18 protein-coding genes are annotated in these 19,101 nt (G+C 70.8%); 10 read left to right on the plus strand and 8 right to left on the minus strand.

Translation table 11 applies throughout. The annotated features are described in order from the left end of the window. Positions 1–11 precede the first annotated feature (11 nt). Positions 12–1,001 (plus strand): GTP 3',8-cyclase MoaA, encoded by a 990-nt coding sequence (gene moaA / locus SAVERM_RS33185; RefSeq protein ID WP_037646886.1) that lies wholly within the window; start codon positions 12–14, stop codon positions 999–1,001. A 27-nt stretch (positions 1,002–1,028) separates the two neighbouring features. On the opposite strand, the gene SAVERM_RS33190 is transcribed toward moaA, so the two are convergent. Both SAVERM_RS33190 and SAVERM_RS33195 read right to left on the minus strand, forming a co-directional pair. Then, positions 1,029–1,226, minus strand: coding sequence for a hypothetical protein (locus SAVERM_RS33190; RefSeq protein WP_042494607.1), 198 nt, complete (start codon positions 1,224–1,226; stop codon positions 1,029–1,031). Between the two features lie 329 nt (positions 1,227–1,555). Beyond that, the gene (locus SAVERM_RS33195) at positions 1,556–1,951 is read right to left on the minus strand and encodes a DUF3099 domain-containing protein (RefSeq protein WP_161271978.1); all 396 of its coding nucleotides are present in this window, start codon (positions 1,949–1,951) and stop codon (positions 1,556–1,558) included. 246 nt (positions 1,952–2,197) lie between these two features. On the opposite strand from SAVERM_RS33195, the gene SAVERM_RS33200 reads away from it, so the two are divergent. Next, positions 2,198–2,473 carry a GlsB/YeaQ/YmgE family stress response membrane protein gene (locus tag SAVERM_RS33200; protein ID WP_010987858.1) on the plus strand — a complete coding sequence of 92 codons (276 nt, stop codon included), beginning with the start codon at positions 2,198–2,200 and terminating at the stop codon, positions 2,471–2,473. Positions 2,474–2,548: 75 nt separating this feature from the next. Here SAVERM_RS33200 and tyrS read toward each other — a convergent pair whose 3' ends face one another. Genes tyrS through SAVERM_RS33215 form a run of 3 tightly spaced genes read right to left on the minus strand, consistent with a single transcriptional unit; the run spans position 2,549 to position 6,776 of the window. After that, the gene (gene tyrS, locus SAVERM_RS33205) at positions 2,549–3,817 is read right to left on the minus strand and encodes a tyrosine--tRNA ligase (RefSeq protein ID WP_010987859.1); all 1,269 of its coding nucleotides are present in this window, start codon (positions 3,815–3,817) and stop codon (positions 2,549–2,551) included. 44 nt (positions 3,818–3,861) lie between these two features. Continuing rightward, positions 3,862–5,256 (minus strand): metallopeptidase TldD-related protein, encoded by a 1,395-nt coding sequence (locus SAVERM_RS33210; protein WP_010987860.1) that lies wholly within the window; start codon positions 5,254–5,256, stop codon positions 3,862–3,864. Next, positions 5,253–6,776, minus strand: a complete 1,524-nt coding sequence (locus SAVERM_RS33215; protein ID WP_010987861.1) for a TldD/PmbA family protein — start codon at positions 6,774–6,776, stop codon at positions 5,253–5,255. The genes SAVERM_RS33210 and SAVERM_RS33215 overlap by 4 nt, the downstream gene beginning before the upstream one ends. Positions 6,777–7,046: 270 nt before the next feature. On the opposite strand from SAVERM_RS33215, the gene fabG reads away from it, so the two are divergent. From fabG to SAVERM_RS33230, 3 genes are all read left to right on the plus strand, one after another. Beyond that, a complete protein-coding gene (gene fabG, locus SAVERM_RS33220) occupies positions 7,047–7,766 on the plus strand; it encodes a 3-oxoacyl-[acyl-carrier-protein] reductase (protein WP_010987862.1) in 720 nt (239 codons plus the stop codon). Positions 7,767–7,771: 5 nt separating this feature from the next. Continuing rightward, positions 7,772–8,539 carry an enoyl-ACP reductase FabI gene (gene fabI, locus SAVERM_RS33225; protein WP_010987863.1) on the plus strand — a complete coding sequence of 256 codons (768 nt, stop codon included), beginning with the start codon at positions 7,772–7,774 and terminating at the stop codon, positions 8,537–8,539. A 187-nt stretch (positions 8,540–8,726) separates the two neighbouring features. After that, on the plus strand, positions 8,727–9,071 hold the full coding sequence (locus SAVERM_RS33230; protein WP_037646887.1) for a hypothetical protein: 345 nt from the start codon (positions 8,727–8,729) through the stop codon (positions 9,069–9,071). A 9-nt stretch (positions 9,072–9,080) separates the two neighbouring features. Here SAVERM_RS33230 and SAVERM_RS33235 read toward each other — a convergent pair whose 3' ends face one another. Continuing rightward, complete coding sequence (locus tag SAVERM_RS33235) at positions 9,081–9,776, minus strand: FadR/GntR family transcriptional regulator (RefSeq protein WP_010987865.1); 696 nt, start codon at positions 9,774–9,776, stop codon at positions 9,081–9,083. A gap of 112 nt (positions 9,777–9,888) precedes the next feature. Between SAVERM_RS33235 and SAVERM_RS33240 the strand changes: the two genes are divergently transcribed. From SAVERM_RS33240 to SAVERM_RS33250, 4 genes are all read left to right on the plus strand, one after another. Next, on the plus strand, positions 9,889–11,229 hold the full coding sequence (locus SAVERM_RS33240) for a CynX/NimT family MFS transporter (protein WP_010987866.1): 1,341 nt from the start codon (positions 9,889–9,891) through the stop codon (positions 11,227–11,229). 115 nt (positions 11,230–11,344) lie between these two features. After that, positions 11,345–11,461: an SGM_5486 family transporter-associated protein gene (locus tag SAVERM_RS45395; protein ID WP_107083244.1), complete on the plus strand. Its 117-nt coding sequence runs from the start codon at positions 11,345–11,347 to the stop codon at positions 11,459–11,461. Positions 11,462–11,726: 265 nt separating this feature from the next. Then, on the plus strand, positions 11,727–11,939 hold the full coding sequence (locus SAVERM_RS33245; protein ID WP_010987868.1) for a hypothetical protein: 213 nt from the start codon (positions 11,727–11,729) through the stop codon (positions 11,937–11,939). A gap of 88 nt (positions 11,940–12,027) precedes the next feature. After that, complete coding sequence (locus tag SAVERM_RS33250) at positions 12,028–12,546, plus strand: SixA phosphatase family protein (protein ID WP_010987869.1); 519 nt, start codon at positions 12,028–12,030, stop codon at positions 12,544–12,546. Between the two features lie 94 nt (positions 12,547–12,640). On the opposite strand, the gene serB is transcribed toward SAVERM_RS33250, so the two are convergent. Next, on the minus strand, positions 12,641–13,855 hold the full coding sequence (gene serB, locus SAVERM_RS33255; RefSeq protein ID WP_010987870.1) for a phosphoserine phosphatase SerB: 1,215 nt from the start codon (positions 13,853–13,855) through the stop codon (positions 12,641–12,643). A gap of 400 nt (positions 13,856–14,255) precedes the next feature. Next, positions 14,256–16,271, minus strand: a complete 2,016-nt coding sequence (locus tag SAVERM_RS33260; RefSeq protein WP_010987871.1) for a streptophobe family protein — start codon at positions 16,269–16,271, stop codon at positions 14,256–14,258. 239 nt (positions 16,272–16,510) lie between these two features. Here SAVERM_RS33260 and SAVERM_RS33265 point away from each other — a divergent pair, with 239 nt between their 5' ends. Then, positions 16,511–19,042 (plus strand): ABC transporter ATP-binding protein/permease, encoded by a 2,532-nt coding sequence (locus SAVERM_RS33265; RefSeq protein WP_010987872.1) that lies wholly within the window; start codon positions 16,511–16,513, stop codon positions 19,040–19,042. The last annotated feature ends 59 nt before the right edge of the window (positions 19,043–19,101 follow it).

Below are 19,101 nucleotides of genomic sequence, written 5' to 3' on the forward strand. Positions count from 1 at the left end.
AGGGGGCCCGCGTGCTCATCGACACCTACGGCCGGGTGGCAACCGACCTGCGCGTCTCACTGACCGACCGCTGCAATCTGCGGTGCACGTACTGCATGCCCGAAGAAGGCCTGCAGTGGCTGGCCAAGCCCGATCTGCTCACGGACGACGAGATCGTCCGTCTGATAGACATCGCCGTCACCCGGCTCGGCATCACCGAGGTCCGCTTCACCGGCGGCGAGCCCCTGCTGCGCCCCGGCCTGGTCGGCATCGTGGAGCGGGTCGCCGCCCTCGCCTCACGCCCCCAGACGTCCCTGACCACCAACGGCATCGGCCTCAGCCGCACCGCGACCGCCCTGAAGGCGGCGGGCCTGGACCGCGTCAATGTCTCCCTCGACACCCTCCGCCCCGACGTCTTCAAGACCCTCACCCGCCGTGACCGTCACAAGGACGTCATCGCGGGCCTCGAAGCGGCCCGCGACGCCGGCCTGACCCCCGTCAAGGTCAACACGGTCCTGATGCCGGGACTGAACGCGGACGAGGCCCCCGACCTGCTGGCCTGGGCCGTGGCGCACGACTACGAGCTGCGTTTCATCGAGCAGATGCCCCTGGACGCCCAGCACGGCTGGAAGCGCGAGGGCATGGTCACCGCGGGCGACATCCTCGCCTCGCTGCGTACGCGTTTCGAGCTCTCGGAGGAGGGCGCCGACGAGCGCGGCTCCGCCCCGGCCGAGCGCTGGCTCGTCGACGGCGGCCCGCACCGCGTGGGCGTGATCGCCTCGGTCACCCGCCCGTTCTGCGCGGCCTGCGACCGTACGCGCCTGACGGCCGACGGCCAGATACGCACATGTCTGTTCGCCACCGAGGAGACCGACCTGCGCGCGGCCCTGCGCTCGGACGCCCCCGACGAGGAGATCGCCCGTATCTGGCGGCTCGCGATGTGGGGCAAGAAGGCGGGCTCGGGCCTGGACGATCCCTCGTTCCTCCAGCCGGAGCGGCCGATGTCGGCGATCGGCGGCTGATCGGCGGCCGCACCCGCGGCGGCTTCGTCAGTTCTGCGCGGCTTCCCAGTCCTCGAGCCTGACGACGTCCTTGAGGAATCCACGGACGCCGAGGAACTGGGAGAGGTGCTCGCGGTGTTCCTCGCACGCGAGCCAAGTCTTGCGGCGCTCGGGAGTGTGCAGCTTCGGGTTGTTCCAGGCGAGCACCCACACGGCTTCGGCGCGACAGCCCTTTGCGGAGCACATCGGGGAGGACGGATCGGAGCCGGCGCCGGGGGCGTTGAAAATCACGCTCCGACCCTAACCCGCGCACGGGGCCGCGATCCCGGCACCCCGTAGCAACCGGTCGACACGAACAGGCGACACGTGACAACGCGACACATCACAAAAGGCGACGCCGAGCAGCCACGGGGGGAGCTGCCCGGCGTCGGTCTGTCGCTCCGACGGGGGATGCGGAGCGCGTACGAAGTATGTCACGCGTGACCCGGTGCCCGGCACCGGAACAACATGATTGATCTGAGCTTTTCTTGAGCTTGATGCGGAGTGCGATTCCGGTTTTGGCGCATCCGCCGTGGTCAGGCCCGCTCGTGCGGCTCGCTGCGCACCTGGGCTCCGGGCTCGGCCGACACGCCCTCGGGGTCGGGTTCCGCGGAGTCGTCCGCCCGTGGCGGCGCGATCATCGGACGCATCGGGGTGGTGACGAACGTCGAGGGGAGCGAGGGCGCGTTCTCCCGGCCCGCGTTGGCGATCACCACGGCGATGTAGGGGAGAAGGGCGCCGAGCACCAGCGCAACCACGGCGACGTGCCGTTCCACGTTCCAGAGGGTGGCCGCGAGGATCACCGAGACCGTGCGCACGGCCATCGAGATGACATAGCGCCGCTGCCGCCCGCGTACGTCGTCGGCGAGACCCTGCCGGGCGCCGGTGATCCGGAACACCTCAGCGTTGCCGCCGTTGCCCTGCTTCCGCATCACGTTCCACCATCCGCCTTGTATCGGACTCGCCCCCGCCCCGTACCCGGCTCGAACCCGGTCAGGGACCAGGCCCGAACACATCCCACGTTACGCCGCCTCTGCGCCGCCTACGAGACCGGGGCACCCCCTGCCTGGGCGGACCGGCTGCGCCGTACCGCGTACGGCTCTGCCCGACATGCGCCGTATGGCACACCGGCCGAAACTGGGCGTAATGCTCACGTCGAGCCGTACGAGGAGGCAGCCATGGGCTGGTTGTGGGCGATCATCGTCGGATTTGTGCTGGGTCTGCTCGCCAAACTGATCCTGCCGGGCAAGCAGCACAGCCCGCTCTGGCTGACCACCATCATGGGCATCATCGGCGCCATCGTCGGCAACGCGATCGCACAGGGCCTCGGCATCGCGGAGACCAAGGGCATCGACTGGGGCCGACACGGCCTCCAGCTGGCGGCAGCGGTCGTCCTGGTGTTCCTCGGCGACATGCTGTACATGGCGATGCGGGGCAGCAAACAGCGGGCCTGACGGCATGGCGAAGGGGGCGGTCCGTGACGGGACCGCCCCCTTCGTACGTCCTCGGCCCGGGCCGAGCCAGGATGCTCAGCCGCCCGTGACCTCCACCGCCGCCAGGTTCTTCTTGCCGCGGCGCAGCACCAGCCAGCGCCCGTGCAGCAGGTCCTCCTTGGCGGGGACGGCGTCCTCGGCGGCGACCTTGACGTTGTTCACGTACGCGCCGCCCTCCTTGATCGTGCGCCGCGCGGCCGACTTGCTGGCCACCAGAGCGACCTCGGCGAAGAGGTCCACGACCGGGGCCGGCTCGGCGACCTTGACGTGCGGCAGCTCGGAGAGCGCCGCGGCCAGCGTCGCCTCGTCCAGCTCGGTCAGCTCGCCCTGGCCGAAGAGGGCCTTGGACGCGGCGATCACGGCGGCCGTCTGGTCCGCGCCGTGCACCAGCGTCGTCAGCTCCTCGGCGAGCGCGCGCTGCGCGGCGCGGGCCTGGGGGCGCTCCTCGGTCTGCTTCTCCAGCTCCTCGATCTCCTCATGGGACTTGAAGCTGAAGATGCGCAGGAACTTGGAGACGTCACGGTCGTCCGCGTTCAGCCAGAACTGGTAGAAGGCGTACGGCGTGGTCATCTCGGGATCGAGCCAGATCGTGCCGGACTCCGTCTTGCCGAACTTGGTGCCGTCCGCCTTGGTGATCAGCGGGGTGCCCAGCGCGTGCACCACGGCGTCCGGTTCGGCCCGGTGGATCAGGTCGGTGCCCGAGGTGAGGTTGCCCCACTGGTCGCTACCGCCGGTCTGCAGCGTGCAGCCGTACCTGCGGTACAGCTCCAGGAAGTCCATGCCCTGGAGGATCTGGTAGCTGAACTCGGTGTAGCTGATGCCCGCGTCGGAGTTGAGCCGCCGGGAGACGGCCTCCTTCGCGATCATCTTGTTGACCCGGAAGTACTTGCCGACGTCGCGCAGGAACTCGATGGCCGACAGTCCCTGGGTCCAGTCCAGGTTGTTGACCATGATCGCGGCGTTCGGACCCTCGAAGTCGAGCAGCGGCGCGATCTGCGCGCGCAGCCGCTCCACCCACTCGGCGACGACCTCGCGGGAGTTCAGCGTGCGCTCGGAGTTCGGCTTCGGGTCACCGATCAGACCGGTGGCACCGCCGACCAGGCCCAGCGGACGGTTGCCCGCCTGCTGGATCCTGCGCATCGTCAGGATCTGCACGAGGTTGCCGAGGTGCAGACTGGGCGCCGTCGGGTCGAATCCGCAATAGAACGTGACGGGACCGTCCGCGAACGCCTTGCGCAATGCGTCCTCGTCGGTGGAGAGGGCGACCAGCCCCCGCCACTTCAGCTCATCGACGATGTCCGTCACGGTTCTCGTATCTCCTTGAGTGGTCTCGTAATGCAGGTACGAGGTTATACGCCCTGGCTGACCGAGCTCATATTGAAGTCCGGGATGCGCAGAGCGGGCATCGCGGCCCGAGTGAACCAATCGCTCCACTCACGCGGCAAAGTCTTCTCCGTGCGCCCCGCCTCCGTCGCCCGGCCCAGCAGACCGACCGGCGACTCGTTGAACCGGAAGTTGTTCACCTCGCCGACGACCGCCCCGTTCTCCACCAGGTAGACGCCGTCCCGGGTCAGCCCGGTCAGCAGCAGCGTCGCCGGGTCGACCTCGCGGATGTACCAGAGGCAGGTCAGCAGCAGCCCGCGCTCGGTGGCGGCGACCATCTCCTCCAGGGAACGGTCCTCACCGCCTTCCAGGATCAGGTTCCCGATGGCCGGCGCGACCGGCAGCCCGGTCAGGGCCGCGCTGTGCCGGGTGGTCGTCAGATGCCTCAGCTCGCCCTCGCTCACCCACTCGGTGGCCTTGAGCGGCAGCCCGTTGTCGAACACCGAGGCGTCGTCGCCCGAGGAGTGCGCGAGCACGAAGGGCGCGGATTCCAGCCCCGGCTCGTTCGGATCGCTGCGCAGCGTCAGGGGCAGCTCGGAGAGTTTGTCGCCGATGCGCGTGCCCCCGCCGGGCTTGCTGAACACCGTCCGGCCCTCGGCCGCGTCCCGGGCCGCCGCCGACCACATCTGGTAGATCAGCAGGTCCGCGACCGCGGTCGGCGGCAGCAGCGTCTCGTAGCGTCCGGCGGGCAGCTCGATACGCCGCTCCGCCCACGCCAGGCGCTGCGCCAGCTCCGCGTCCAGCGCCGCCGGGTCGACGTCCTTGAAGTCGCGCGTCGAGCGCCCGGCCCACGCCGAGCGCGTCCGGTCCGGCGACTTGGCGTTGAGCTCCAGGGTGCCGTTGGGCTGGTCGTGGCGCAGCCGCAGACCCGTCGACGTACCGAGATAGCTGGAGACGAGTTCGTGGTTGGCGAAGCCGTACAGCTCCCGGCCACCCGCACGCGCGCGTGCGAACGATTCACCGAGCGCCGGCGCGAAGTCCGTGAAGACGGCGGACGAGGTCTCGGCCGGCGCGTCCGTGAAGTCGGGTGCCTGGGGGACGCCCGTGACCAGCGGCTGGGCGTCCTCGGCGGGAGCGGCACCGCGCGCCGCGGCCTCGGCCGCCCGCACCAGGGGCTCCAGTTCCTGTGCCGTCACGGCCGAGCGCGAGACGACACCGGAGGCGGTGCCCTCACGGCCGTCGACGGTCGCGATGACGGTGAGCGTACGTCCGCGCGTGACGCCGTTCGTCGTCAGCGCGTTGCCCGCCCAGCGCAGGTTGGCGGTGGAGTGCTCGTCGGCGATCACGACGCAGCCGTCGGCCCGGGACAGTTCGAGGGCGCGCTCGACGATCTCGTGCGGCTTGTTCGTACGAGCGGTCATCGGCCGGCCTCCTGCGTGGTGTTCAGAATGTTGACGCCCTTGAAGAGGGCCGACGGGCAGCCGTGCGAGACGGCCGCGACCTGACCCGGCTGGGCCTTGCCGCAGTTGAAGGCGCCGCCCAGGACATACGTCTGCGGACCGCCGACGGCCGCCATGGAGCCCCAGAAGTCGGTGGTCGTCGCCTGGTACGCGACATCGCGCAGCTGGCCCGTGATCCGCCCGTTCTCGATCTTGAAGAAGCGCTGCCCGGTGAACTGGAAGTTGTAGCGCTGCATGTCGATGGACCAGGAGCGGTCACCGACGACGTAGATCCCGCGGTCGACGCCGCCGATCAGTCCCTCGGTCGACAGACCGGCCGGATCCGGCTGGAGCGACACGTTCGCCATGCGCTGCACCGGCACATGCCCGGGGGAGTCGGCGTACGCGCAGCCGTTGGACCGCTCGAAGCCGGTCAGCTTCGCGATGCGCCGGTCGAGCTGGTAGCCGACGAGCGTCCCGTCCTTCACGAGGTCCCAGGACTGGCCCTCGACACCCTCGTCGTCGTACCCGATGGTCGCGAGCCCGTGCTCGGCGGTGCGGTCACCCGTCACGTTCATCAGCTCGGAGCCGTACTTCAGCTTGCCGAGCTGGTCGAAGGTGGCGAAGGAGGTGCCCGCGTACGCGGCCTCGTAGCCCAGCGCGCGGTCCAGCTCGGTGGCGTGGCCGATGGACTCGTGGATGGTCAGCCACAGATTGGACGGATCGACGACGAGGTCGTAGATGCCCGCCTCGACGCTCGGCGCGCGCATCTTCTCGGCGAGCAGCTCGGGGATCTGCCCGAGTTCGGACTCCCAGTCCCAGCCGGTGCCCGTCAGATACTCCCAGCCGCGCCCGGCCGGCGGAGCGATGGTCCGCATCGAGTCGAACTCGCCCGTGGACTCGTCGACCGCGACCGCGGTGAGCTGCGGATGCAGCCGCACCCGCTGCTGTGTGGTCACCGTGCCGGCCGTGTCCGCATAGAACTTGTTCTCGTGCACGGTGAGCAGCGAGGCGTCGACGTGACTGACCCCGTCCGCCGCGAGCAGCCGCCCGCTCCAGTCGGCCAGCAGCCCCGACTTCTCCTCGTCGGGCACGGTGAAGGGATCGATCTCGTACGACGAGATCCAGGTCCGCTCGGCGTGCACCGGCTCGTCCGCCAGCTCCACGCGCTCGTCGGAACCCGCCGCCTTGATCACCTGCGCCGACAGCTTCGCCATCGCCACCGCCTGCGACGCGACACGCGCGGCGGCGTCCATCGTGAGATCCACCCCCGAGGCGAAGCCCCAGGTGCCGCCGTGCACCACCCGCACCGCGTACCCGAGGTCGGTCGTGTCCGACGACCCGGCGGGCTTGGCGTCCCGCAGCCGCCAGGCGGCACTGCGCACCCGCTCGAAGCGGAAGTCCGCGTGCTCGGCCCCCAGCGCACGGGCTCGCGCGAGCGCCGCGTCGGCCAGGGCCCGCAGCGGCAGTGCCGTGAAGGCTTCGTCGATGGAATGAGGCACGGAGGTCTCCCTGCTGTCGTGGCCTGTCGGGTCCGATCATGTCGCGCGAGCCGGGGCGGCCACCACATCTTTCCGCCCGACGACCGCACCGATGTGCCCGGGGCCCTCCTCGGCGCACGGCTTTCTGTAGGGATCCGACAGGGAGTCCCCCGCGCCACTGTCGGTGCCCGATTGCCCGTGGGCCGGACCGGACCGATAGGTTTTCGACTACGGCGCCTGTCTTGCAGGGGCTTGCAGGGGGTTCAGACCGCTAATCGAAAGGGTGATCCGTTGAGCCGCTCGGTTCTCGTCACCGGAGGCAACCGGGGCATCGGCCTCGCCATCGCCCGCGCGTTCGCCGAGGCCGGCGACAAGGTCGCGATCACATACCGGTCGGGTGAGCCGCCGGCCACCCTCACGGACTTGGGCTGTCTCGCCGTCAAGTGCGACATCACGGACACCGAGCAGGTGGAGCAGGCCTACAAGGAGATCGAGGACCAGCACGGCCCCGTCGAGGTCCTCGTCGCCAACGCCGGCGTCACCAAGGACCAGCTCCTGATGCGCATGTCCGAGGAGGACTTCACGTCCGTCCTCGACACCAACCTCACCGGCACCTTCCGCGTGGTCAAGCGTGCCAACCGCGGCATGCTGCGCGCCAAGAAGGGCCGCGTCGTGCTCATCTCGTCGGTCGTCGGCCTCCTCGGCTCCGCGGGCCAGGCGAACTACGCCGCGTCCAAGGCCGGCCTGGTCGGCTTCGCGCGCTCCCTCGCCCGCGAGCTGGGCTCACGCAACATCACCTTCAACGTCGTCGCGCCCGGTTTCGTCGACACCGACATGACCAAGGTGCTCACCGAGGAGCAGCGCAAGGGCATCGTCGGCCAGGTGCCGCTCGGCCGGTACGCGCAGCCCGAGGAGATCGCCGCGGCGGTGCGGTTCCTCGCCTCCGACGACGCCTCGTACATCACTGGAGCCGTCATTCCCGTTGACGGCGGACTGGGAATGGGTCACTGATCACCATGAGCGGAATTCTCGAGGGCAAGCGCGTCCTGATCACCGGTGTGCTGATGGAGTCCTCCATCGCCTTCCACACCGCGAAGCTGGCCCAGGAGCAGGGCGCCGAGATCATCCTGACCGCCTTCCCGCGGCCCACGCTGACCGAGCGCATCGCCCGGAAGCTCCCCAAGCCCACCAAGGTCATCGAGCTCGACGTCACCAACGACGAGCACCTCGGCCGCCTGGCCGACATCGTCGGTGAGGAGCTGGGCGGCCTGGACGGCGTCGTGCACTCCATCGGTTTCGCGCCCCAGGACGCCCTCGGCGGCAACTTCCTGAACACGCCGTTCGAGTCGGTCGCCACGGCCATGCACGTCTCGGCGTTCTCCCTGAAGTCGCTGACCATGGCCTGTCTGCCGCTGATGCAAAGCGGCGGCTCGGTCGTCGGTCTCACCTTCGACGCGCAGTACGCCTGGCCGCAGTACGACTGGATGGGCCCGGCCAAGGCCGCCCTGGAGGCCACCAACCGCTATCTCGCCCGCGACCTGGGCAAGCAGAACGTGCGCTCCAACCTCATCTCGGCCGGCCCGATCGGCTCCATGGCCGCCAAGTCCATCCCGGGCTTCAGCGAGCTGGCAGCCGTCTGGGACTCCCGCGCCCCCCTGGAGTGGGACCTCAAGGACCCGGAGCCGGCCGGTCGCGGTGTCGTCGCCCTGCTGAGCGACTGGTTCCCGAAGACCACGGGCGAGATCATCCACGTGGACGGCGGTCTGCACGCGATCGGCGCGTAAGCGTTTGCGCAATCGCTTACGCGCGACCGCCCGGTCGCTTTCGTACGAGGCCGACGCCCCGTTTCCCGCACCGCGGGGAGCGGGGCGTCGCCCGTTCGGCCCAACTGGCCGGGCAGCCGGGACCGGGCAGCACGCACGCTGGGACTACGCACCGCCCCGCAGCCGAACGGCCGAGGAGGTCCCCCTTGTGCGCCTGTCCCGCCGCTTCGCCCCGGTGATCCTCGCCGTCACTCTGGTGATGGTCCTGCCGTCCGACGCCATGCCCCACGCGCGCGTGGCGGACCGAAAACCCGCTGACCCGCAGCCTTTCGGCGCCGAGTGCCGTACCAGCGTCACCGGCTCCCACGCGGTCGCGTACTGCCACAACCCCTACGTGGACACGGATCGCGTACGCCTGCACATCGAATGCGACCGCTGGTGGGATCTCGACACCGACAGCGCGCCGGTCGACACCGGACCGGCGATGACCGTCCGGCTGAGCGGGCGGTGCTGGGAGGAGATCCGCTCGGTGTGGGTCAGCCACGAGAAGTGACGGCTCTCGTCAGCCGTCCGCGGGGGCGGACTTCCGCCGCCCGGGCCGGCACAGGAACGGATACCCGGCGGCCTCCGTCGCCGCCGCCTCCGCGTCGCCCGTACGGATCGCGTCGACCAGGCGGGCGTGGTCCATGTACGTCTCCGGAGTCAGCTCCTCGCCGACGTCCTCGCGCAGCCAGTCGCGCAGCACCTCGCCCAGGTCCGCGTACATCGCCGTCATGACGTCGTTGTGGGACGCGGCCACCACCGCCATGTGGAAGGTCGCGTCGGCCGTCACGAAGGCCTCGGCGTTGCCCGACTCCCAGGCCTCCTCGCGGCGTACGAGGAGCGTGTCCAGCTGCTTCAGATCGCGCTCGGTGCGCCGCCTCGCGGCCAGCTTCGCGGCACCCGACTCCAGCGTGGAACGCAGCTCGGCGATGTGCCGGGGGTCCGCGTCCGCGAAACGGCGGTGCATCACACCCGCCAGCTCACTGGTCGCCGCGACGTAGGTGCCGGAACCCTGGCGGATGTCGAGCAGACCGTTGTGCGCGAGGGCCCGGACGGCCTCGCGGACCGTGTTCCGGGCGACGCCCAGCTGCTCGACCAGCTCGGGCTCGGTGGGGATGCGCGAACCGACCGGCCACTCGCCCGAGGTGATCTGATTCCGCAGCTCGGCGATGACCTGCTCGGACAGTGCCGAACGGCGGGGGTGGCTCAGCGGCATGACGGTCCTTCGTACGGGCCCGTGTGCGGTTCTGCGCGCGTGGCCGGGGGCTCCGGAGCGTAGCGCAAGAGGATTGGACAGCCATTCATCCCATGATTCTATGATGGGCGACATGGCAAGCGAGGAGATCCGGACGGCGACGTCCACACCGATACGCAGCTCCGCAGGTACGGGGGCCGACAGCGAAACGCCGTCCACGCGCGCGTGGAGGACGCGTCTGGTGGTCGTGGGCATCGTCCTCACCGCGCTCAATCTGCGTCCGGCCATCACCAGCCTCGGCGCCCTCCTCGAAGAGGTGCGCGACGGGCTCGGCATGAGCGGCAGCGTCGCCGGACTGCTCACCTCGGTGCCGCCGCTCTGCTTCGCGGTCTTCGGCGTGATGGCACCGCGGCTGGCCCGCCGCTTCGGGGCCGCCGCCGTCGTGGGCGCCGGAATGGTCGCGATCACCGCGGGCCTGGTGATCCGGCCGTACGCCGGGGGCACGGCGGGATTCCTCGCCGCCAGCGCGCTGGCACTCATGGGCATCGCCGTGAGCAACGTCCTGATGCCGGTGATCGTCAAGCGCTGGTTCCCGGACCGGGTCGGCTCCATGACCGGCCTGTACTCGATGGCGCTCGCGCTGGGCACCTCCGCCGCGGCCGCCGTGACGGTGCCCCTGACCGACGCACTGGGCGGCAGCTGGCAGTCCGGGCTGGCCGTCTGGGCGGGACTCGCGGCGGCGGCCGTCCTGCCCTGGATTCCGCTGGTACGCGCGCGGGGAGGGGCCGGAGGCTCGCACGGGTTCGGCTCGTCGGAAGCGGCCGGAGGGTCGCACGGGCTCGGCTCGTCGGAAGCGGCGGCCGCCGCGGCCCCTCAGGAGGCCGACGGGCTGCGGATCACCCGGAGCCGTACGGCCTGGGCGCTGGCCGTCTTCTTCGGACTCCAGGCCACCGCCGCGTACATCACGATGGGGTGGATGGCGCAGATCTTCCGCGACGCAGGTGTCGCCGCGGGCACGGCCGGACTCCTGCTGGCCGTCACCATGGTGATGGGCGTCCCGCTGGCCTTCGTCATCCCCCGGCTGGCCACGCGCCTGCCGCACCAGGGGCCGATCGCGGTGGTTCTCGGGGCGTGCGGACTCGCCGGGTACGCGGGCCTCTACTTCGCCCCTGCGGCCGGCGCCTGGGCCTGGGCGCTGCTGCTCGGCGTCTCCAACTGCGCCTTCCCCCTCGCTCTGACGATGGTGGGCATGCGGGCCCGGACGGGTGCGGGCGTGGCCAAGCTGTCCGCCTTCGCGCAGAGCACGGGCTATCTGATCTCCATCCCCGGCCCGCTCCTGGTGGGGGTGCTGTACCAGCACAGCGGCGGCTGGGGGCTGCCGATCGCGCTGATGGCGGGGCTGATGATCCCGCAGATCGTGGTGGGGATCGTCGCCGGGCGCAATCGGACGGTGGAGGAGGAGGCGGCTCGCTGAGCCGGGCCGACGCGCACACGGGAAGGCGTTTGTGCCGCGAGTACCTCCGTGTCACGACGCGGCCGGTCGCGACCCCGGGGGAGTCCGGGCGGGCGATGGGTGCGAGACTGGCCGTATGCCCGTGCTCGACCCGAATCCCCAGAACGGCCAGAAGAAGATGCTGCTCGTCTTCGGCGCGTTCCTCGCCATCTTCGTGATCATCGGCATCATCGCGTCGATCGCGTCCCCCTGACCAACGCGCGTCGGTCGCCTTCCCGTGACCATCGCGTCGGTGGTCTTCCCGTGACCATCGCGTCGGTCACCTCCCCGTGACGACCGGCCCGAGGGCCGACCGGGCCCACCGCCGAGGGTGGGGTTAGCCCCCCATCCCCTAGGGGGTGAGTGTCAGGGTCAAGTGGGTGGACCACCGGATGGGTTGACGGCTCCGGACTCCGTAACTTCGAAGTGTGACCGCGAGGGCGCGGACCACGGACCACCCGAAGACCCACGGAGGCATCATGTCGGCCTGCACCCCCACCCGGCCCCACCCGGCGACCTCGGGCGGCGTCGACATCCGGCTGCCCTGGTGGGCGCTCGCCCTGCCCGCCCTCGCCTTCGTCGCCCTCCTCGCGCTGATCATCAACCCGTCGGACGCGAGTGCGGCCGCCGGGGAGCCCGCGATCACGCATCTTCTCGAGCGCGTCCGGACGGTGCTGGGCCAGGCCCTTTAGCAGCCCCGGCGGAGGCCGCACAGCCGGACGCGGATGCGGCTGCCAACTCCCTGCGCCCGTTGGCGTGTTTCATGCGAAGCTGGGACTCATGAGCGTCGCAGAACCCCGCAGGATTGTCCTCTTCCGGCATGCGAAGGCCGACTGGCCGCAGGTGTCCGACCACGAGCGGCCGCTCGCCGACCGGGGGCGCACGGACGCCGCCGTCGCCGGACGCAAGCTGGCCGACACCGGCATCCCCGTCGATCTGGCCCTCTGCTCCACCGCGACCCGGACCCGCGAGACCTGGAAGCTCGCCGTCCACGAGCTCCCGCACCGGCCGAAAACCGTCTATGAGGAGCGGCTCTACGAGGCCTCGCCCGGGGAGATCATCGCCGTGCTCAACGAGACCCCGGACGACGTGCAGAACGTGGTCCTGATCGGTCACAACCCCGGTGTGCAGGGCCTGGCCGACATCCTCGCCGGCTCGGCCGAGGGCGATACCCGCACCCGGATGGCCGACCGCGACTTCCCGACCGCCGCCTTCGCCGTGCTCTCCTTCGACGGCCCCTGGAAGTCCCTGGAGCCGGGTGTGGCCACACTGCTCGACTACTGGGCCCCGACCGAGTAACCCACCGCCGCCATGGAAGGGGCCCGGCACCTGCGCGGTGCCGGGCCCCTCGACGTATGTCCCCGCGCGCCGCGCGGGCGCCCTGACGCGGTGGTCAGCCGGCGTCGTCGTCGTGCGTGTCCGCCGCCTCGACCTCTTCCCGGGTGACACCGAGCAGATACAGGACCGTGTCCAGGAAGGGGAAGTTCACCGCGGTGTGCGCGGCCTCGCGGACGACGGGCTTGGCGTTGAAGGCGACACCCAGCCCCGCCGCGTTGAGCATGTCGAGGTCGTTCGCGCCGTCACCGATCGCCACGGTCTGGGCCAGCGGCACCCCGGCCTCCGCCGCGAACCGGCGCAGCAGCCGAGCCTTGCCCGCGCGGTCCACGATCTCCCCGGTGACCTTGCCCGTCAGCTTCCCGTCGACGATCTCCAGGGTGTTGGCCTGAGCGAAGTCGAGGCCGAGCCGCTCCTTCAGATCGTCGGTGACCTGGGTGAACCCGCCGGACACGACACCGACTTGGAAGCCGAGCCGCTTCAGCGTACGGATCAGGGTGCGCGCGCCGGGAGTGAGCCGGACCTCGCTGCGCACCTTGTCGATCACCGAGGCGTCCAGCCCCTTCAGCAGCGCCACGCGCGCGTGCAGCGACTGTTCGAAGTCCAGCTCGCCGCGCATCGCGGCCGCCGTCACCTCGGCGACCTGCTCCTCGCAGCCGGCATGCGCGGCGAAGAGCTCGATCACCTCGTCCTGGATGAGCGTCGAGTCCACGTCCATGACGACCAGCCGCTGGGCCCGTCGGTGCAGCCCGGCCGCGACGACGGCGACATCGACACCGAGTGCCGCCGCCTCGGTCGCCAGGGCGGTGCGCAGCGTCTCGGTCTCCGTGCCGGACACGGCGAACTCGACCGCCGTCACCGGGTACTTGGCGAGCCGGAAAATACGGTCGATGTTGCCGCCGGTCGAGGTGATCCGCGCGGCGATGGCGGCCGTGGACTCCGCGGTGAGGGGGTGGCCGAGCACGGTGACCAGCGAGCGGCCGAGTCCGCGCGGCCGGTTGTCGCCCAGGCCGGAGATGATCTCCGCCTGCATCTTCATGGACTCCGCCCAGCTGTGGACGGTGGACCGCAGATCACCCTCGAGCCCGGCCGGCGGCTCGGTCACGAGCGCGCACAGCACCATCCGGCCACGGGTGACGACCTGCTCGATGTCGACCACGTCGACGGAGAAGGCGGCGAGGGTGTCGAACAGGCCGGCGGTCAGGCCTGGCCGGTCCTTGCCGAAGATCTTGACGAGAAGGGTGCGGGCGTCGGAGGTCTGCGAAGCACTCATGGTGTTCCCACCGTATCCGGCACCCAGTGCCTTTCGCGCCTGAGGTCCGTCTGGCGGACAGGGAACAGTGGATGGCGGACTGATGGCGCACGCCTTGATCACAGGCGAAGCGACGACGCCGCGCCCGCCGCGCCAGCCGGGTCGGCCCTCGGCGGGGACGGCAGGTCAGCCGCGCCCGCGGACCGGGCCGGCCCCCACCGGCGAGGACGGCACGTCAGCCGTGCCCGCCGGGTCGGCCCCCAGCGGCGGCGCCGCGTCAGCCGCGCCCGCGAGCCGGATCGGCCTCCGGCGACCTCCGGCGAGGTACGTGCGTCAGTCGCGCCCGCCGGGTGGGCCCTCTGCCGAGGACCGTGCGTCAGCCGCGCCCCCGGACCGGATCGGCCCCGGCGACGACCTCGCGTCAGCCCCGCCCGCCGCGCCCACCGCCCCCCTGAGGCCTCCCAGGCGGCGGAGGCGGCGGAGGCGGGGGAGGTGGCGGGGGAGGCGGCGGCCCCTCCTCCGGCGAAGCCCCAGGCGCAGCCGGCCTGGACCGTCGCCCCGGCGACCGGGGCGGTGGCGTGATCGGCCCGATCACGGTGGGCGCCCCGTACACGTCGTCGGGCGGCCTCACGCCCTGCGAGGGCGCGGCCCCCTCCGGCCTCCGCACATCCCTGTCTCCCGGCCGCACATCCCTGTCTCCCGGCGCCGCACCTCCCGCCGGCCGCCGGGCCTCCGGGGCCCGCCCGTCCTCCGGGGCCCGCCGCCCCTCCGCCGCCCGCAGTTCCTCCGGCACCCTCAGATAGGGGTTCGTGTCAGGATTCGCAGGCCGGTACGGCCTGCTCGGCGCGTACGGTCCCGCATGCTTCGGACTCTCCGTCCGCTGCGGCACATCCGTCCGCTGCGGCACATCCGTCCCCAGCGACACATCCGTCCGCTGCGGCCCGACCGGCCCCGGTGCCCCCACGTCACCCAGTGCCAGCGGCGCCGCCCGCCGCCCGGCCGCTCCGCTCACGTACGCGAGCAACGCCCCGGCCGCCCCCGCGCCCGCACCCCACACCGCGCCCAGCACCAGCGCCATCCCCAGGTGCCCGTGCAGTCGGATCCCCGCGCCGAACGCGTCGAAGCCGAGCACCGACAGCGACGCGTCCACGGACACATCCGTCAGCCAGACCAGCAACGGCAGTGCCAGCGCGGTCACCACGCCGAGCCGAAGAGCGCAGTGCCCCGCGAAGCCGAGGGCACCCCCACCTCGTACAGCCGCAGTGCCCGGCACCGGTCCGGAAGCCGCACTCCCGCCTCGTACGTCCGCACGGCCCTTCCTCGGCCGCGAGGCGGCACCCGGCCCCCGTACAAAAGGCGTACGCGCTGCCGTCAGCACCCCCGCGAACAGCATCATGAGCGCGGCCGCGACCCCCAACAGCCAGACTCTGCCGTCCAGTTCGGCCAGGCGCCCCAGCGTGACGGGCTGGTCGGACCGCACGCTCAGCAGCTCGTCCAGGGGGTGGGGCAGCAGCGTGGCCAGTGCGCCCGAGGCCTTGCCGTCCCATGGCACGAACAGGCCGACCGGGATGCCCAGCCACACCCCGTTGGGCGCGCCGAGCAGGGCCGCGCCGGCGATCCGCCGGGGATGGTCGTCGCCGATCGCCGCGTACGCCGCCGCCGAGAGTCCTGCCACGACCGCCACCAGCAGTACGGTCACCAGCGCGGACACGGCCGGCCGCACCACCCGGTGCACCGCCTCCCAGCCGCGCGGCAGGGGCGTACGGCGCGACGCCAGCAGCGCGATCACCAGCACTCCGACCGCCCAGACCGCGCCGCCGAGCAGCGTGGGCACCGTGTCGACCGAGAAGCCGACCGCCGCCTTCGCCTTCACCAGATCGCCGATCCGGTCCGGCAGCAGCCCGCCGATGTCCCCGAGCCCGGGAATGTCGATCTTGCCGCTCCCGCCGCCTCCGGGCAGTCTGCCGAGCCCGAGCCGTTCGCCGTCGATGGTGATGACGTCGTGACCGGCCCAGGCGAGCCCGCCCAGCATCGCCACGAACAGGACGACCACCGCTGCCGCGCGCGCGAGGAGTTCGGACGGCGCGACCACAACTCCCGCCGCGCGCAGGGACCGTAAGAAGAACCAGCACAGCAGCAGCGCGCCCACCAGCCCCACGCCAAGTGGCGTGATCTGGATGGCGGTCGTCGCCTCCGCTCCCTTCAGGCCGAACGCCGACACATCGCCGGACGGCGTCACCGAACCACCCGCCCCAAGCGCCACAACGGCGGCGGTCATCGGGCCGAGCGAGCCCTCCGCGTCCGCGTCCAGCAGATGCAGCCCGAGCGCGGCCGTCCCCGCCATCCCGATCAACGCCCAGCTCACGGAGGCGATCGCGGACAGCAGGACGTCTCCCCACGGCACCCTCCTGCCGTGGTCCGCGGTCTCGATGCTCATCGTCAGCCCCCCGATCCGCGCCGCGGCGATCCACCGCGGATGTCCCCCTCGCGTGGGATTACCCCTCTCCGGGCCGGTTTCAACCCCGTCAACGGAAACGGACAAGCCGCCCGTACTTGGTCTTCACAAGGTCCGACTTTCGGTCAGGGGGCTCCTACTGAAATAGTTCCCCACGATGTTCGACATCCCTAGACTCCCTGTGATGGGGGTAGCTCGGGGGACAACTCAGTGGGGCTGGAGTGCCGGAACTCGTACTGGAATTGAATGGACGGACCTGGACGCTCGACGCGTCCCGGCCCTACACCCTCGGACGTGATCCGCAGGGAGACATCACGCTCGACGACGCCAGGGTGTCCTGGCGGCACGCCACGATCAGCTGGAACGGCCGCAGTTGGGTCATCGAGGACCACGGCAGCACCAACGGCACGTTCGTGCAGGGCCAGCGGATCCATCAGATGGAGATCGGCCCGGGTTCGGCCGTGCATCTGGGCAACGCGACCGACGGACCGCGTCTGAACCTGTCCGGCGCGGCGGCGGCCGTCGCCGCGCCGCAGCAAGCGCAGCCCCAGCAGCAGCCGTACGTGGCCAAGGGCGCGAGCCCCGGCTGGGCCCAGCAGGCCCCGCCGCAGCAGCAGGCCCCGCAGCAGCAGGCACCCCAGCAGGGCTGGCAGCAGCCTCAGCAGAGTGCGGCCGTTCCGCAGCAGCAGGGACCCGGTGGTGGCGCGGGGGCGCCACCGGTCTACGGCGACCGCAGCCCGACCACGTTCCACCAGTTCTCGCTCGGCCGCGTGATGCGCATCGGTCGTGCCCTGGAGAACGAGCTGGTCGTCTCCGACCTTCAGGTCTCGCGGAACCACGCCGAGTTCCACGCGACGCCCGACGGCCGCTTCGAGATCCGCGACCTCGGCTCGCACAACGGCACGTACGTCAACGGTATGCCGATCGCCAAGGGCGGCTCGGCGCTCCTCGGCCCGAACGACATCGTCGGTGTCGGCCACTCGACGTTCCGCCTCATCGGCGACCGCCTCGAGGAGTTCGTCGACACCGGTGAGGTCTCCTTCTCGGCCCGCCATCTGACCGTCACGGTCGACGGCGGCAAGCAGATCCTCAAGGACGTCTCCTTCGGCGTCCCGGAGAAGTCGCTCATCGCGGTCATCGGCCCGTCGGGCTCCGGCAAGTCGACGCTGCTCAAGGCGCTCACGGGCTACCGCCCGGCCAACCAGGGCGATGTCCTCTACGACAACCGGAACCTGTACAAGCAGTTCGCCGAGCTGCGTCAGCGCATCGGTCTGGTCCCGCAGGACGACATCCTGCACAAGGAGCTGACCGTCAAGAAGGCCCTCAAGTACGCGGCCAAGCTGCGCTTCCCCGCGGACACCACGGGGCAGGAGCGCGAGGCCCGCATCGACGAGGTGCTGCGCGAGCTGAAGCTGGACATCCACAAGGAGAAGAAGGTCACCTCCCTCTCCGGTGGCCAGCGCAAGCGGGTCTCCGTGGCCCTGGAGCTGCTGACCAAGCCGTCGCTGATCTTCCTGGACGAGCCGACCTCCGGCCTCGACCCGGGCATGGACCGTGACGTCATGCAGCTGCTGCGCGGTCTCGCCGACGACGGCCGTACGGTCCTCGTCGTCACGCACTCCGTGGCCGAGCTGGCGATCTGCGACAAGCTCCTGGTCATGGCGCCCGGCGGTTCGGTGGCCTACTTCGGCCCGCCGGAGGAGGCGCTGAACTTCTTCGGCTACGACACCTGGGCCGACGTCTTCTCCGCCTTCGAGAACTACCGCGACTACGACTGGGCGGGCCGCTGGAAGGGCTCGCAGCACTACCAGATGTACGCCGCGGACATCGACGCCGTCGCTCCGCAATCCGTACACATGCCTCCGCCGCAGCAGATGCGCCCGCCCAAGCCACAGGGCTGGGGCTCGCAGTTGATGACCCTGATCCGCCGCTATGTGTCGGTGATCGTGTCCGACAAGGGCTTCCTGGCGCTGACGGTGATCCTGCCGGCGGTACTCGGCGCGGTGAGCCTGCTCATCGACTCGGACAAGGGTCTGCTGGTCAACCCGGCGAACCCGAAGACCGGGGTGCACATCCCGAACGGCACGGCCACCACGGTCCTGCTGATCCTCGCGGTCGGCGCGTGCTTCGCGGGCGCCGCGAACTCCGTGCGCGAGCTGATCAAGGAACGGGTCATCTACGAGCGGGAGCGGGCGACCGGCCTGTCACGCTCCGCGTATCTGATGTCGAAGGTGATCGTCCTCGGCACCATCACCGTGCTCCAGGGCGCGATGGTCGGCGCGATCGGCTTCTCCAGCCGCGAGATCCCCGACAAGGGCCTCGTCCTGGGCAACGCGGTGCTGCTCGAGCTGTCCATCCCGATCATGGCGCTCGGTTTCACCTCGATGATGTTCGGCCTGATCATTTCCTCGCTGGTGAAGACCGCCGAGAAGACCATGCCGCTGCTGGTGATGTTCGCGATCATCCAGGTCGTGTTCACGGGCTGCCTGTTCACGCTGCACGGCGCGGTCGGCGTCAACGAGTTCTCGTACCTGATGCCCTCGCGCTGGGCCGTCGCCGCCGCCGGTACGACGCTCGACTTCAACAACATCGCCCCGAACACCGACGACCCGACCAGCACGGACCCGCTGTGGGACCACGCGGCGGGCGCCTGGACCATGGACATGGCCGCACTGATCGTCCTCGGTGTCATCTGCGGCTTCTTCGTGGCCCGCTTCCTGCGCCGCCACGAGCCGGAGGTCATGCGGAAGTAGGCGCTTTCGGCAACCACCTTCGTACGATGCCGAAGGGCGGCACCCCCGTATCGGGGTGC

Origin of the sequence: Streptomyces avermitilis MA-4680 = NBRC 14893 (genome assembly GCF_000009765.2) — a bacterium.
Lineage (GTDB): Bacteria > Actinomycetota > Actinomycetes > Streptomycetales > Streptomycetaceae > Streptomyces > Streptomyces avermitilis.

Coding starts and splice junctions, on each gene's coding strand:
- SAVERM_RS33190 (WP_042494607.1), bottom strand. CDS start 1,226: ATGTGCTCCGCAAAGGGCTGTCGCGCCGAAGCCGTGTGGGTGCTCGCC.
- SAVERM_RS33195 (WP_161271978.1), bottom strand. CDS start 1,951: ATGCGGAAGCAGGGCAACGGCGGCAACGCTGAGGTGTTCCGGATCACC.
- SAVERM_RS33200 (WP_010987858.1), top strand. CDS start 2,198: ATGGGCTGGTTGTGGGCGATCATCGTCGGATTTGTGCTGGGTCTGCTC.
- SAVERM_RS33210 (WP_010987860.1), bottom strand. CDS start 5,256: ATGACCGCTCGTACGAACAAGCCGCACGAGATCGTCGAGCGCGCCCTC.
- fabI (WP_010987863.1), top strand. CDS start 7,772: ATGAGCGGAATTCTCGAGGGCAAGCGCGTCCTGATCACCGGTGTGCTG.
- SAVERM_RS33235 (WP_010987865.1), bottom strand. CDS start 9,776: ATGCCGCTGAGCCACCCCCGCCGTTCGGCACTGTCCGAGCAGGTCATC.
- SAVERM_RS33240 (WP_010987866.1), top strand. CDS start 9,889: ATGGCAAGCGAGGAGATCCGGACGGCGACGTCCACACCGATACGCAGC.
- SAVERM_RS45395 (WP_107083244.1), top strand. CDS start 11,345: ATGCCCGTGCTCGACCCGAATCCCCAGAACGGCCAGAAGAAGATGCTG.
- SAVERM_RS33245 (WP_010987868.1), top strand. CDS start 11,727: ATGTCGGCCTGCACCCCCACCCGGCCCCACCCGGCGACCTCGGGCGGC.
- SAVERM_RS33250 (WP_010987869.1), top strand. CDS start 12,028: ATGAGCGTCGCAGAACCCCGCAGGATTGTCCTCTTCCGGCATGCGAAG.
- serB (WP_010987870.1), bottom strand. CDS start 13,855: ATGAGTGCTTCGCAGACCTCCGACGCCCGCACCCTTCTCGTCAAGATC.
- SAVERM_RS33260 (WP_010987871.1), bottom strand. CDS start 16,271: ATGAGCATCGAGACCGCGGACCACGGCAGGAGGGTGCCGTGGGGAGAC.